The organism is Pseudanabaena sp. UWO310 (assembly GCF_006861605.1).
Taxonomy (GTDB): Bacteria; Cyanobacteriota; Cyanobacteriia; order Pseudanabaenales; family Pseudanabaenaceae; genus Pseudanabaena.
This window is the reverse complement of sequence record NZ_SELU01000093.1, coordinates 1-15,014: the sequence shown is the minus strand read 5'-3', so window position 1 is coordinate 15,014 and position 15,014 is coordinate 1. Positions and strand designations below refer to the sequence as shown.

Here is a 15,014-nt window from a genome sequence, read left to right as displayed (position 1 = left end):
CTGTCAAACTTTGTAGAATCCGAGGTTTATTTTTTAGTTTGGCGTATGACAGCATTTTCTAACTTGCAATTTTCTGAAATGCACCTATTTTAGCAACTTCTTTTGTTTATTTCCGATAAAGTCTAATAACTTCAATAACTGCTCCAGAACCAATTGTTCTGCCACCTTCGCGAATAGCAAAACGCAAGCCAGTAGTCATAGCAACACCTTTGCCTAAATGAACAGTCGCATTTATATTATCTCCAGGCATAACCATCTCAAGCACTTCTCTACCCTCTCCATCACTCAATTCAACCATCTCACCAGTTACATCCGTAGTTCTAAAATAGAATTGAGGTTTATATTTGGAATGGAAAGGAGTTTTTCTACCGCCTTCTTCAGATTTTAAAACATAAATTGCAGCTTTGAACTTGGTGTGAGCCTTAATACTTCCTGATTTAGCAAGAACCATTCCACGCTCAACCTCTTCTTTTTTTGTTCCACGTAGTAACAAACCAGCGTTATCACCAGCCTCACCACGTTCGAGTTGCTTTCTAAACATCTCAATACCAGTAATAGTTGTTTTTAAGACACCATCTCTTAGTCCAACTATTTCAACTTCGTCACCGATTTTGATAACACCAGATTCAATTCTTCCAGTTACAATGGTTCCACGACCAGTAATAGACATTACATCCTCGACTGGCATCAAAAATAGAGAACCAATGTTTCTAATAGGATCAGAGATTACCGAATCAAGCGCATCCATTAATCTCTCTACAGAAGATACACCATAACCTTTGTCATTATCCTCACCATTCAAAGACATCAAAGCCGATCCACGGATGATTACTGTATTTGCTCCGTTAAATCCATATTGAGTTAGTAAAGATCTAATTTCATCTTCAACAAGGTCAAACATATCCTCATCATCCACTTGATCGCATTTATTCAAATAAACAATGATATATGGCACGCCAACTTGACGAGAAAGCAAAATATGCTCACGGGTTTGAGGCATTGGTCCATCAGTAGCAGATACAACAAGAATCGCACCATCCAGTTGCGCCGCACCAGTAATCATATTTTTTACATAGTCTGCATGACCAGGGCAATCGATATGAGAGTAATGCCTTTTTGCTGTTGCATATTCGACATGGGCAATGTTAATTGTAATGCCCCTTTCTCTTTCTTCTTGAGCTTTATCAATTTCATCATAACCTGTCGCCTTGGCATAACCTTGCTTAGAGAGAACATAAGTAATAGCAGCAGTTAGGGTTGTTTTACCATGATCGACATGACCAATGGTTCCTACATTCAAATGAGGCTTTCCTCTTTTAAATATATCCATTTTTTTTCTCAGTTATTTATCTAACCAATAAAATGAAATAAAAAGTTTATCAATACACCACAATGCATAAGTATAGGATAAAAAATCATACATAGGAAAAATCAACTGAGATTATTACTCAGTAAAGACAGCAAGTATTTTACATAAAAATTTTGATAGGAAACTATCTTAAGCTTTTGGCTCAATAGGTGTTTCGGGGAGGTACTTTAGCTTAAATGGCTGAAATGCTTGATGTGCAATAGTTTTAGTCTCGGAGGTCTTTGATAGCTGAAACACTCGTCATTAAAAGCATTAAGCCATTTATCATGGTTGGCCTCCCCACCTATAGAGCCAAGCTTTTTATTATGTGATTAACTATAGGATATTTGACTTTCCACTGTTATGCAAATTAAAATAAATCAAAACGAATAAAATAATGATTTTATTAAAATAAATATGCGAAATAAAGTTCTAATAATTCTAGAAGAAAAACTAAATAGAAAATTCTCAGAAGAAGATTATGGAAAAAATTTAATAACTGATCTTGGTTTAGATAGCTTAGATTCAGTTGAGTTAATTATGGAGTTGGAAACTAATTTTGATATTGTGATCTCAGACGATGAAGCTAAAACACTCCAAACGATAAATGATATATTTCATTATCTGGATCGAAAATGCAACGCAAATAAATCTGAATAAAATTACTTTAGAAACGCGATGTGCAACTAATAATTACGAAACAACGAAGTCTTCAAACTGCAAAGGATGAATGGAATGGTGGTTGAGCGAAAACGCTCATGTAGGGAATCAGATGAAGTTTGATTTTACTCAGAAAATTCATTTACTAAATATAAGGGACTCAGTTGCCCTTTTTAACTAACTTCACCTACTTACCCATATGAGCGAAGAACTCTATGTTCGTGTCAGAACCAAGAATTCATCTTTGTTGTAGAAATTTTCAATCTAAAACTATCCATAAGCTCTAAATTGACATAGAAATATCTTAGAGCAAATAATAGTTACTTATTTGCTATTAAATTTATACGAATAAGTATAAATACTCATTGCTGCCAACGTAAATTCTAGGTTTGAGGATTTTGCTTGGCGCGTTGCGATATATTGAAGGGGTATCTCTGTCCGTTAGTTTAGTTGTCGTCATGCCCAAATGGTTTAATACTGCTGGTCCCTGTAAGCCTGACATTCACTACATGTTGTCAGCTACAGAGCGCTTGCCTGAAATCAAACAATTAATTGCTCAAGAAAATTACTTTGTCATTCATGCGCCAAGGCAGGTGGGTAAGACTACAGCAATGCTGGCACTTGCCCAAGAGTTAACGGCTAGTGGGCAATATACGGCGGTGATGCTTTCCTTAGAGGTGGGAGCAGTTTTTTCGGATGAGCCTGATTTAGCGGAAAAAGCAATTTTAGATGAGTGGAAAGACTCGGCACAATTTCGCTTGCCTCCTGAGTTGCAGCCACCAGCTTGGACTACGGGAGAAGCTGGTCGTCAGATTGGCTCGTTTTTGAGTACTTGGTCTAGAAAGTCATTCCTCCCTTTAGTGGTATTTTTAGACGAGATTGATGCCCTCAGTGATAAGACTTTGGTTTCTGTGCTGCGCCAGATTCGCTCAGGCTTTCCCAATCGTCCACAGGGATTTCCGCAGTCATTAGCACTGGTGGGGATGCGTGATGTGCGGGATTATAAGTATGCGTCAGGAGGAAGCGATCGCTTGAATACCTCCAGTCCTTTTAATATTAAAGTTCGCTCCTTTACCTTGAGCAACTTTACACTTGAGGATGTGAGAAAGCTTTACCAGCAACATACAGATGCGACGGGGCAAGTATTTACTCCTGAAGCAGTTGATTTAGCCTTTCACTTGACGCAGGGACAGCCTTGGTTAGTCAATGCGATCGCTAAAGAAATAGTTGAATATATTACGAAAGATCCTGCAATTCCGATTACTCCTGATTTGGTGAATCAAGCTAAGGAAATACTGATTAAGAGACAGGATACGCATCTGGATAGTCTTGCCGAGAGACTGAGGGAAGATAGGGTAAGAGCCATAATTCAACCCATTTTATCTGGATTAGAGTTAGGAGACACGACCGATGATGATCGGCGTTACTTGTTGGACTTAGGTTTAGTGGTGAGGAGTCAGGAAGGGGGTTTGAAGATTGCGAATCCGATTTATCAAGAAGTTATTCCCAGAGTTTTATCTCAAGGAGTGCAGGATAGTCTGCCGATGATTCAACCTAGCTGGCTGAATGTTGATGGAAGTCTCAATGCTGAAGTCCTACTTAATGCTTTTCTAGTTTTCTGGCAACAACATGGTGAGCCATTATTTAAGAGCGCTAACTATCCAGAGATTGCGCCGCATCTGGTGATGATGGCATTTCTACACCGAGTTGTGAATGGTGCTGGGACGCTGGAAAGAGAATATGCGATCGGTTCGGGGAGAATGGATATTTGTTTGCGCTATGGCACAGTGATTTTGGGAATGGAGTTGAAGGTATGGCGAGACAAGAAGCCAGATCCACTCAAGGAAGGACTAAAGCAGTTGGATAAATATTTATCAGGATTGAGTTTAGATACAGGATGGTTGGTGATCTTTGATCGCCGTAAGGGTTTGCCGCCGTTAAGCGATCGCACCACTACCGAAAATGTCATCAGTCCCGCAGGTCGGGAAATTATCGTCATTCGGGGATAGATAATTATTAGGCTGAGGTACATATTTGTTGAGTTCATCTACCAAATAATTCATGGCAATGCTGGTTCCAGTTGAGCTACCCCAAATTAAAATCTGCATCACTGTTATTACCGTCGCTTATGCTTCTAAATTGTTATTGAGTTATTGTGACAGCAGTCTATGTTATTTCATGAATGATTTACATGAATTGCTTGAATAAGATACAAAGTGTAAGTATTCATTGATTTAGAATCCATAAATGCTGTCTGCAAACCTTGACTATCTGCATATATCGCTTTATAAAAGTGGCGATTAATCTCGTTTTCAAAGAGTAATTATCTTGATTTTCGGTACTGGTTAACCAATGACAGATTGGTACTGAAATGCTTATTTTATGTCAATACAAAAAGTGTAAATATGTCAATATATTGACAAGTAAGTAGCTAGGCATAATTAAAAACTAGATTCAAAAGCTTAGCATACCTAAAGTGTATGCCAAGCTTTTGGAATTTTACATTTAATTTCACCTAGATACTTAGCAACTAATTGATCTATTAATTTCTAATACATTTTCATACTGATTATACAACTCAAACATTTATATATACATCATTTTATGCATACTTATGACATGTTGTAGTTATCTCTAGAATAGATTCTATTTGAATTTATATTGCAGTTAAAATCTTGAATTAATCATCGATTTAGATATCGAGTTGTACTTGTTTTTTACAGTAAACTACTTTATTAAGTACAAAACCCATTTAAATATCAATTATTCATATTTTCATTTAATCGAGCCAAAAAATACTAAATTAGTAACCCATAGCTCCATGCAAAAATTAGAAGTATTACCCCAAGCTGCTACCTTAAAACAGCAGGAGACTACTAAGCTAAAGTCAAAAACAAAGCCTTGGCTATTAGGGTTATTTATATTGATTCCCATGATGGGAGTTGGATATTTTGCGTATAACCAACTAGTAATAGTCCCCCAACAGCAGGCAAAGAATAAAATTCAAACGGCTGCCGTTGAGCGAAGTAATCTCACAATTTTGGTTTCAGCAAATGGAACCGTGCAACCAAAACAATCGGTAAATGTGAGCCCCAAAACATCAGGAATTCTGAAGCAATTGCTTGTCAAAGAAGGTGACGTTGTTAAAGCTGGACAGATCCTTGCTTATATGGATGACACAAATCTTCAAGGACAATTACTTCAGTCTCAGGGGAATCTGGCGGCGGCAGAAGCTAATCTGCAAAAGGTAATTGGTGGTAATCGTCAACAGGCCACTGCTCAGGCGAATGCGAAATTACAGGATTCTCAATTTGCTCTTCGCTTAGCTGAAAATGATTTACGGCGCAATCAATCGCTAAATCGGGAAGGAGCTATTTCTAAACAGGTATTTGATACAGCGCTAACTACTCGCGATCGCGCCCAAGCACAGGTTAAGCAAGACCTTGAAGCACTCGATCTTTCGCAAGCGGGAGCGCAACAGGAAGACATCGATCAGGCTCGCGCTCAAGTGATGACCGCTCAAGGTTCATTACAAGTTATCCAAGATAGTATGGATGATATGGTACTGCGAGCGCCCTTTAATGGCACTATTGGGCGTAAATTTGCTGATCCTGGAGCCTTTGTCACGCCAACGACTTCAGGTAGTGCGGTTACTTCGGCAACTTCATCTTCTATTTTGTCACTTGCATCAACAAATGAGATCGTTGCTCAGGTAGCTGAAGCAAATATTTCTCAAATTCGGTTAGGGATAGAGGCGACAATTCAAGTGGATGCCTATTCGGGTAAAGCCTTTACAGGGAAGGTGACCCAAATTGCGACTCAGTCCGATGTGACTCAAAATGTGACCAGCTTTCAGGTAAAAACATCGGTTCCCGATCCTGAAGGTTTATTGCGATCGGGAATGAATGTAAACGTGCGGTTTAAAGCTGGAGAGTTGTTGAATGTATTAGTGGTTCCCACAGGAGCGATCGTTGAACAAAATGGTGTTCAGGGAGTATTTGTCGCCAATGATAAAGGTGGTTCAGCTTTTGTACCCATTACAGTTGGTACAACGGTAAACGATAAAACTGAGGTCAAGTCTGGATTAAAAGGAACTGAGAAAGTCTTGCTGAGCTTCCCCACAGGAACCCGTAAGGTTTCCACGCCTAGGGGCGCTCCTCAATAGTATGAGTCCTAAAATGATTCCTATTAAAGAGTTTGATGCATCACCAGTGCGATCGCGCAGTCCTAGAAAGCGTAGACTCTCGCTGAGCGAAGTTTTGATTATGTCCATCGAAACTCTGTGGAGCAATAAACTACGCACCTTGTTAACTATGTTAGGGGTGATTATTGGCATCTCTTCAGTGATTACAATTACCTCAGTGGGTCAGGGTATCCAGAGATCAACGGAGCTACAAATCGAAGCTTTGGGAACTAATGTAATGCTGGTATCGGCAGGAGCAGCGAGAACAGGTGGAATTAGTCAAGGTTCAGGTTCGGCAAGTACATTAATTTGGGAAGATGCCAAGGCGATCGCTACCCAAGTACCTGCGGCAAAATCGGTGTCAGCCTTCTTGCAAAGAGGAGGAATTCAGATAGTTCGAGGCGATACCAACATCTCTACAACTCTCTTAGGCACAGATTTGACCTACCCAGTCATGAAAAATATTCATCCTCAATTAGGGCTCTTTTTTAATCAAGGGGATTTAGATGCTGGTAGACCTGTGGCTTTTCTGGGCTCGACCGTGCGTAATGAATTGTTTACGGCAAATGAGACAGCGATCGGGGCTGATATCAGGATTCGAGGCAAACGCTACACCATCGTAGGTATTGCGGAATCGAAGGGATCGGCAGGTGGACAGGATTTAGACGATTTGATTTATATTCCCTTAACGAATATGTCGGCGCAAATTGTGGGCAATAATGCTTTGAATGGCATCGCCATTAATGGCTTTTGGTTAGAAGCGAATGATGCCGATCAACTTAACTCAGCACAGTTTCAGGTGACGAACATTCTGCGTTTACGGCATGGTATCCATCTTGGTTTACCCGATGATTTTCGGATTACCAATCAAGTCGATATTATCAATACTTTTGCAAATGTAATTGGTTCATTTACGATCATGATCGGCGCGATCGCAGGAATTTCGCTAGTTGTCGGTGGCATTGGCATTGCCAATATCATGCTAGTTTCGGTAATGGAACGCACGCGAGAAATCGGCATTCGTAAAGCTGTAGGCGCAACTAGTACGGATATTTTGAGCCAGTTTTTGACCGAATCAATTGTGATTTCTACCATTGGCGGTGCGATCGGTGTTGCCCTAGGCGTGGGCTTAGCCTTTGGTGCAGCAAGTATTTTCAAATATCCATTCATTGTGCCTCTGTGGTCTGTGGGTGCAGGATTTGGACTTTCTTTTATTGTTGGTATCTTAGCTGGTGGAATTCCCGCCCGTAACGCCGCCAAATTAGATCCGATCGCCGCTTTACACAGTGAATAAAGTTAAGAGAGGTGCTTCGCACCTCTCTTAACAATTTAATAACGAGAATAAACATGACAACCATGATCTTGATTGAGGGACTGACAAAGACCTACCACTTAGGTGAAATGGATGTTCCTGTGCTGAAGGAAATTGATTTAGCGATCGCTGATGGTGAGTACGTTGCGATTATGGGTGCTTCAGGTTCGGGGAAATCAACCCTGATGAATATTATTGGCTGTCTAGATCGTCCTACCAGTGGGTTATACACATTAGATGGTCGGGATTTAACTACGATGGATGACGATGAACTGGCGGATATTCGCAATCAGTATATTGGCTTTGTGTTTCAACAATTCAATCTCTTACCAAAATTAACTGCGCTCGAAAATGTTATGTTACCGATGATTTATGCGGAAGTATCGCGCTCGGAACGAGTGAAATCTGCGACTGAAGCACTAGAGAGGATTGGGCTTGGCGATCGCTTAACTAATCGTCCTAGCCAACTGTCGGGAGGGCAACAACAACGAGTTGCGATCGCAAGGGCGCTAGTGAATCATCCTGCCCTAGTCTTGGCTGATGAGCCAACAGGAGCATTAGATTCCAAGACTTCTCGCGAAATTATGAAGTTGCTAACAGAACTAAATCAACAGGGAACAACAATTGCGCTTGTTACCCATGATGCATCGGTTGCAGCGCAGACTAAACGAATTATTAATATGCAGGATGGTGTAATTGTGGAGACAGCAAAACCCAAAAGATGAGTGGCGGCGCTTCGCGCCGCCACTCATCTTTTGGGTTTTATATCCCAAGCAAAACTTACACTGCTATAGATGAGGATTCGCAAATGAAAAAATTGTTGAAAGCTTTTATGATTGGTAATACTCCATATGAAAACTGATTACTTAATAGTTGGTAGTGGTTTATCAGCATTAACATTTGGCGCTTTGATAGCACACTCAGGAAAAACTGCCCAAATCCTTGAAGCTCATAAACATGCTGGTGGATTTGGGCATACATTTACGATGGCAAAAAAATATAAGTTTAATGCCCAATTTCACGTAGAACAGACTGTACACTCTCGGAGTACCCATACCTCTGTGTTACCTTTGTCGTGCATCCCGTTGTCGTAGCTTTGCCATTGCGGACTATGGCTACTGTGCGGCTAAGGACATGCATTCAAATCATGTAAAGTAAAGTCAAGAAAATCCTAAAAAAGCTCAGGTAAAATTTCTGCGGAGTATGATAATCGCATAAATTTGTAGAGTTTTACTTATGGTGTCTATCTATACCCAGAGTAACTCGATCGCTTTGTCACAGGAATTCCCTCCGATCCACATACAGGGACTGTACAAGCATTATGGCAAAACTGCTGCCGTTCGAGGCATTGATCTAGATATCAATCGTGGCGAATTATTTGGTTTAATTGGACCTGATGGAGCAGGTAAAACGACGATCTTTCATATTCTCGGTGGCGTAATGGAAGCTACCGCAGGCAAAGTTCAGATCCTTGGTCAAACTCCTCGCAAAGTCCGCAATGCAATTGGTTACTTAACTCAGCAATTTTCACTTTATTTAGATTTGAGTGTCGATGAAAATCTGCGCTATAGTGCCAGTCTTCGCCAAGTTAGCGATCGCCGATTTCAGCAACAACGTCAGAAATATCTGAAACTGATGCAACTCGATCGCTTTGGCGATCGCCTTGCGGGAAAGCTATCTGGTGGCATGAAACAGAAGTTAGCCCTTTGTTGTGCGTTGATTTCGGAACCGAAAGTATTGCTGCTGGATGAGCCAACTACGGGTGTTGATACCGTTGCAAGGCGGGAGTTTTGGGATATTTTGGCAGGGTTGACCGCGCAGGGGATCACCATTATCGTGGCGACACCTGATTTGGATGAAGCCGAACGCTGCGATCGCATTGCTTTGTTATACGACGGTCAGATCAAACAGATGGGAACTCCTAAGCAGTTAAAGGATGCTCTCAAACTTCACCGTCTAGAGATTTATACATCGGAATTAGCGAAAGCCGATCGCTTACTATTGGATGTGGTGGAAGCCTATGGTGGCAATACTAGTAGCCAAATTGTCGATGTTCAGGTTTTAGGCGATCGCATTGATGTGTTAGTGCGTGAACCAGAGATGGGAGAAGCAGAAGTGCGATCGCTTTTTGCTGCGGCACAAATTCCTGATCCCACCATTCGCCAATCAGAACCAACCTTAGAAAATGTATTTGTGAATTTGATTCGCAGTCAGGGCGCAATTCCTAAGTTTGTGGTCTTTCCACGACAGCGACAGGTTGAGCAGATCACCAATCCTGCTGATGCGGCGATCGCCATCCATGCAAGGCAGCTTAATCGCACCTTTGGCAACTTTCGCGCTGTGCAAAATCTCAATTTAGAGATTCGCTATGGTGAGGTCTATGGACTACTCGGAGCTAATGGAGCAGGGAAAACAACAGCGATCAAAATGCTCTGTGGTTTATTGCCGATTAGCTCTGGTGAGATTTCCTTGGGTGGAGAGAAGGGCAATTTACGCAGTGCTGACTTGCGCCAACGTATTGGCTATATGAGTCAAAAATTTACGCTCTATGATGATTTGACGATTATCGAAAATCTCGAATTTTATAGCGGCGTTTATGGAATTCCACCAAGACAACAACGGCAGAAAATTGCTTGGGTATTGGAGATTTGTGGATTGGAAGGACAGGAAAAACTGATGACGGGCAGTTTGCCTGGAGGCTGGAAACAGCGAGTTGCCTTTGGAGCATCGGTGATGCATGAACCAGAAATTTTGTTTTTGGATGAACCGACTTCTGGTGTGGATGTATTAGCGAGAAAGCAGTTCTGGCAATTGATTAATGACTTCGCCCGCAATGGTACAGCAATATTAGTGACGACCCACTATATGAATGAAGCCGAACAATGCAATCGCATGTGTTTCATGGTTTCGGGACAGAAGGTTGCGGAAGGTTCGGCAAGTGAGATTAAGGCGGCGCAAGTCGGGCAATTATTTGAGATTGCTGTCACACAGGTACAAGACAGTTATGAGCTATTACGCACCCAGTTTGAGCCTTGGCGCATATCCATTTTTGGCGATCGCCTCCATGTGGTTTTAGACGAACCCGATCGCGAAATTCTGCAATTGCGATCGCTGATGCAATCGGCAAATCTGGAGATTCACGATATGCAGATCATTCCTTTTTCCTTAGAAGATGCCTTTATTGGTGAAGTGCAAAGGGCAGGAGGAGCATCGCCATGAATCGAGTAATGAGTCAATGTTTTAAGGAGTTAGAACAATTTCGGCGCGATCGCCTAGGAGTTGCCCTCGCTTTTATTCTGCCCTTCGCCGCCTTGCTGATCATCGGCTATGCCATCCGTTTAGAAGCTAAAAATATTCCCCTTGCAATTCAGGACTTCGATCAAACCTCGCTCAGTCGTGGCTTTATCGAGCACCTATATGCCACTAATCAGTTTATTGCCGCACCATTTCACAGTCCTTCTTTTCCCGATGGACTCGATCGCGGCACGGCGATAGCTCAAATTACGATCCCCCAAGGATTTGCCAATGATGCCATTTCAGGGCGTGGTACGAATCTGCAAGTGGTGGTTGATGGTAGTGATGTGGTGAATGCAAGGGTTATTAAACTTAGTATTGCGGGTGTCAGTCAGTCTTGGCTGCAAGCAGTAATGGGTTTGGAGTCCAAGGCACTCGGTGTCGTCGCACAGGTGCGCCTCTGGTTTAACCCCGGCCGACAAGAATCCCTCTTTATAGTCCCTGGAGCCTACGGCGTAATTCTGGCATTATTTCCGCCCTTGTTAATTGCGATCGCTCTCGTCCGTGAAAAGGAACAAGGCACAATTCTGCAACTCTATGCCACGAGCCTTGGAGCCGCCGAATTACTATTGGGCAAAACCCTTGCCTATGTGTTGGTAGGGCTTGGTGAAGCGATTATTCTGATCCTCAGCGGCTATATTCTCTTTGGCGTGGGCTTTGCTGGCGATCCTATCCCTCTGATTATCGGAACACCCATATTTTTGATGGCAGGTGTGCAGTTAGGTTTAGCGATCGCTATTTTTACCTCAACCCAAAGTGCTGCTGTGCAGGGCATTGGCACGATCAAGGTTTTGACAGCTTTTCTCTTGGCGGGATTCCTATTCCCTCTGAATACTGTGCCATTCCCCTTCTCGATTGTGTCCTATGCCGTCCCTGCCCGCTACTATATCGAGCTTTGTCGCGATGCCTTTGTCCGTGGTTCTGGCTGGGCTGGCACATGGCATTTACTCCTCGCCATGGCGCTATTAGCGATCGCGGAGTTTGGTTTGGCTTGGTTAGGAATGCGCCGAATGCAATTATCCGATTGAAGGAGTTCTCTATGATGTTTATTTTTGGATTAGATCGGTTATGGGCGCATTTATGGGATCGTCGTCTCAGGGCTTTACTGATTAAGGAAACGACGGAACTACTTCGCAATCGCCAGTTAGTAGGATTTCTAACGATCGCGCCGATTATTACAATGATCATATTCGGTTATGTCCTCAACTCTGATGTTGCCAATTTAAAGCTGAGTATCCTCGATCAAAACAAAGTCACCATCAGCCGCGAGTTAACCGATGCATTTACTGCCAATCGCGTATTTTTGCCAACCTATCACACCGATAGTCAATCCCAACTATCCCAGCAAGTTGGACAAGGCAAAGCTGATGCGGGACTGGTAATCCCGCCCAACTTCAGCCGCGATCTATTGCAAACGGGAAGTGCGGAAGTCCAAGTCGTCATCGATGGAATTAATGCCTATGCGTCAGGTTTAGCCAAAGGATATATTGCCCAAATCGTTGCTAACTTTAATGCCAATCTCCTGCTGGATCAGCAAGCGATCGCCTTAATCGATCCTGTCCAACTAAGTCAACCGCAAATGACCTTCCGTTACAATTCTGGATTGGTTGATAGTTGGTTCTTTGTGCCTGGAGTAATTGGCACGATTATGACCCTCAGTTGTACTCTAGCTGCTGCTGTAGAGGCAGTCCGCGAAAAGGATCAAGGTACATTGGAGCAGCTACTCATGACTCCTGTTGCCTCCACTTCCATCTTAATTTCTAAGATCTTGCCAATTTCCATTTTATTAACAGGTACATTGCTCGTCTGTTTTGCCACCAGTCATTTTGTATTTCAAATTCCCTTTCGCGGTAATTTTCTGCTATTCCTACTAGTTTCCATGCTCTACATCCAAATCGGTGTGGGCATTGGGCTGACCATTTCCACCCTCTCCAAAAACAAATTACAAACGATTCTGATTGGCTTCTTTCTGAATATTCCTCTGATTCTTCTGTCGGGTGCATTGACCGCAATCAACAGTATGCCTCTGTTCTTTCGCTATGTGGCGGAGTTCAATCCCCTCTATCACTATCTGGTAATTGTGCGCGGCATCCTGCTCAAAGGTGTGGGGCTAGAAGTTGTCTGGGGAAATGCGATCGCCTTACTCGCCTTTGCCGCCGCGATTCTATTTGTCAGTGCTAGTCAATATCGTAAGCAACTTACCTAAACATTTCCCAATTTGAAGGAGGAATAATCCCATGACAGAACTTAATTTGACCCCATTATCAACTAATGATCCTGCGATTGAGAAAAATAACACCATCATGCAGCAACCCTTGCCCGAAGATAGTCCATCACCAAAATCACATAAATGGCTAGGAATTGTCTTAAGTTTAGGGGCGATCGCTATTATTGGTGCTGTCACTTGGTATATTTTCCGTCCTCAACCACAAAATGCGATCGCTTTTAGTGGACGGATCGAAGGTTATGAAACCGATGTCAGCACTAAATCCTCTGGGAGAGTAGAAGAAGTCACCGTCAGAGAAGGCGATAATGTCACCAAAGGACAGATATTAGTCCGCCTTGATGATGCCGAAATTCGTGCTGAACTTCAAGCTGCTTCCTCGCAGGTAGTTGCCGCCCAAAAACGAGTACTTGAATCTGAATTACAGATTTCTGTTGTCGAAAATCAACTCGCCGATGCCAATTTGGGAGTGATCCAAGCTGAAGGTGATAGCCAAGGTAAAATCGCCGAAGCTAAGGGATTGATTTCCACTGCCGAAGCCTTTGTTGCTCAAGAACAAGCAAGGGTGGAAGAGGCAAAAGCGCTATTAGAGCAAACTAGAGTCGATCGCGATCGCTATGCTCAACTGGCGAAAGAAGGTGCAGAAACTGCCCAACGCTATGATCTCGCCAAAACTGCCTACAACACGGCTTTAGCGGCGGTGAATAGTCGTGAAAAAGCTGTGGAAGCTGCCCGTCAATCCGTTGGCATCGCAAGGGGCAAATTGCAACAAGCCCAAACCACTACGCTCAATCCCGATCGCCAATCCACTCAAGTCGCCAGACTCCAAGCTCAATCTGACCAAGCTCGCAGTCTCTTGGCTGTTGCTCAAGCCGATGTCAAAACCGCCGAAGCCAATCGCCAATTGATCCAAAGTCGATTGAATAACCTCACCGTCAACAGTCCCATTAACGGCGTAGTTACAGTTCGCAGTATCGAACTCGGTACGGTCGTACTACCAACTCGTCCGCTCCTACGGATTGTCGATCTCAAGTCTGTCTATATGCGCGGATTCATTCCTGAAGGTGATATCGGCAAAATCCGCATCGGTCAATCAGCGTTAATATTCCTCGATGCCGATCTCGATCGCCAAAATCCGCTCAAAGCCACAGTAACGGCGATCGATGCTAAAGCCTCTTTTACTCCCGAAAATGTCTATTTCAAACGCGATCGGACACAGCAGGTGTTTGGTGTAAAACTAGCGATCGATGATTCCAAAGGATTCGCTAAAGTCGGTATGCCCGTTGATGCTGAAATCGAGTTGAAGTAATCGATAAAAAAGCTTGAGATTCCCATTGATGGAGTACCCGATTGACGGTTTGACCTTCACCACAATCCCAGACATAGTGAAATTGCGCGTTAAAGGTATATTTCTTCGCCATCGTAAACGTATGTCCATAACCACCAGGATGCTCATGGGCCTCGAGAATCTGCACAGTCTTACCAGAGTTTGCCATCAAAGCCCCAAAGGTCAATGCTGATAAACCACTGCCGAGAATTAGATAATCTGGTTCCATATTAAAGATTTCCGTTGTTTTTGAGGGCTTTAGAAATTTCAACTACGAATTAATTAGGCGACGATCTGCACAATTAATTGCTTCTTCAGTCATTACAGTTATTGGATGGAGAGCGCATTTAAGATAACGGTTATTGCTAAAGTAGTTACAGAAAGAACAGCAAGCATTGCTTCAATTTGTGGATTTGTGCTGCTAAGATTGTCATAAAATCAGGGTCGTCATTGACACAGCCGAGTTTTGTGTAAGTTACTGTTGGACATTGACGTTGCAAAGATGGAATCGCATCTTCTCCTTCGAGAATAGTTTCATAATTAGACTTGTCGGGAAACAAAAGCAATGTATAGAAGCAGTTTCACATTTATTTCTGTGGTTCAATCCATATGTAAATACAAAAGCTATAAGTTCAATAAATTGAACCATAACCGAAGTTTGATATC

At 42.7% G+C, this 15,014-nt stretch carries 11 protein-coding genes and 2 pseudogenes; 10 read left to right on the top strand and 3 right to left on the bottom strand.

All coding sequences use genetic code 11. The features are described 5' to 3' along the window. Positions 1 to 106 precede the first annotated feature (106 nt). Positions 107 to 1,330, bottom strand: a complete 1,224-nt coding sequence (tuf, locus tag PseudUWO310_RS21480) for an elongation factor Tu (RefSeq protein ID WP_143190400.1) — start codon at positions 1,328 to 1,330, stop codon at positions 107 to 109. 435 nt (positions 1,331 to 1,765) lie between these two features. On the opposite strand from tuf, the gene PseudUWO310_RS21475 reads away from it, so the two are divergent. The 10 genes and pseudogenes from PseudUWO310_RS21475 (at position 1,766) to PseudUWO310_RS21430 (ending at position 14,330) form a co-directional block, all read left to right on the top strand. After that, positions 1,766 to 2,008 carry an acyl carrier protein gene (locus tag PseudUWO310_RS21475; protein ID WP_143190399.1) on the top strand — a complete coding sequence of 81 codons (243 nt, stop codon included), beginning with the start codon at positions 1,766 to 1,768 and terminating at the stop codon, positions 2,006 to 2,008. Between the two features lie 458 nt (positions 2,009 to 2,466). Next, positions 2,467 to 4,017 (top strand): AAA family ATPase, encoded by a 1,551-nt coding sequence (locus PseudUWO310_RS21470; protein ID WP_143190405.1) that lies wholly within the window; start codon positions 2,467 to 2,469, stop codon positions 4,015 to 4,017. A gap of 812 nt (positions 4,018 to 4,829) precedes the next feature. After that, on the top strand, positions 4,830 to 6,173 hold the full coding sequence (locus PseudUWO310_RS21465) for an efflux RND transporter periplasmic adaptor subunit (RefSeq protein WP_143190398.1): 1,344 nt from the start codon (positions 4,830 to 4,832) through the stop codon (positions 6,171 to 6,173). A gap of 13 nt (positions 6,174 to 6,186) precedes the next feature. Further along, complete coding sequence (locus PseudUWO310_RS21460) at positions 6,187 to 7,485, top strand: ABC transporter permease (RefSeq protein ID WP_143190404.1); 1,299 nt, start codon at positions 6,187 to 6,189, stop codon at positions 7,483 to 7,485. A 53-nt stretch (positions 7,486 to 7,538) separates the two neighbouring features. After that, positions 7,539 to 8,228 (top strand): ABC transporter ATP-binding protein, encoded by a 690-nt coding sequence (locus tag PseudUWO310_RS21455; protein WP_317845608.1) that lies wholly within the window; start codon positions 7,539 to 7,541, stop codon positions 8,226 to 8,228. 126 nt (positions 8,229 to 8,354) lie between these two features. Next, positions 8,355 to 8,570, top strand: a pseudogene (locus PseudUWO310_RS21450) (NAD(P)-binding protein); the annotation flags it as partial. Positions 8,571 to 8,739: 169 nt separating this feature from the next. Continuing rightward, on the top strand, positions 8,740 to 10,722 hold the full coding sequence (locus tag PseudUWO310_RS21445; protein ID WP_143190397.1) for an ATP-binding cassette domain-containing protein: 1,983 nt from the start codon (positions 8,740 to 8,742) through the stop codon (positions 10,720 to 10,722). Continuing rightward, positions 10,719 to 11,825 carry an ABC transporter permease gene (locus tag PseudUWO310_RS21440; RefSeq protein WP_190316116.1) on the top strand — a complete coding sequence of 369 codons (1,107 nt, stop codon included), beginning with the start codon at positions 10,719 to 10,721 and terminating at the stop codon, positions 11,823 to 11,825. The genes PseudUWO310_RS21445 and PseudUWO310_RS21440 overlap by 4 nt, the downstream gene beginning before the upstream one ends. Before the next feature lie 11 nt (positions 11,826 to 11,836). Continuing rightward, the gene (locus PseudUWO310_RS21435) at positions 11,837 to 13,003 is read left to right on the top strand and encodes an ABC transporter permease (RefSeq protein WP_223805796.1); all 1,167 of its coding nucleotides are present in this window, start codon (positions 11,837 to 11,839) and stop codon (positions 13,001 to 13,003) included. Between the two features lie 31 nt (positions 13,004 to 13,034). Continuing rightward, positions 13,035 to 14,330, top strand: a complete 1,296-nt coding sequence (locus PseudUWO310_RS21430; RefSeq protein ID WP_223805795.1) for an HlyD family secretion protein — start codon at positions 13,035 to 13,037, stop codon at positions 14,328 to 14,330. A 31-nt stretch (positions 14,331 to 14,361) separates the two neighbouring features. On the opposite strand, the pseudogene PseudUWO310_RS21425 reads toward PseudUWO310_RS21430, so the two are convergent. Both PseudUWO310_RS21425 and PseudUWO310_RS21420 read right to left on the bottom strand, forming a co-directional pair. Continuing rightward, positions 14,362 to 14,577 (bottom strand): annotated as a pseudogene (locus tag PseudUWO310_RS21425) (NAD(P)-binding protein); the annotation flags it as partial. A 145-nt stretch (positions 14,578 to 14,722) separates the two neighbouring features. After that, on the bottom strand, positions 14,723 to 14,908 hold the full coding sequence (locus tag PseudUWO310_RS21420; protein ID WP_223805794.1) for a hypothetical protein: 186 nt from the start codon (positions 14,906 to 14,908) through the stop codon (positions 14,723 to 14,725). Positions 14,909 to 15,014: the final 106 nt, after the last annotated feature.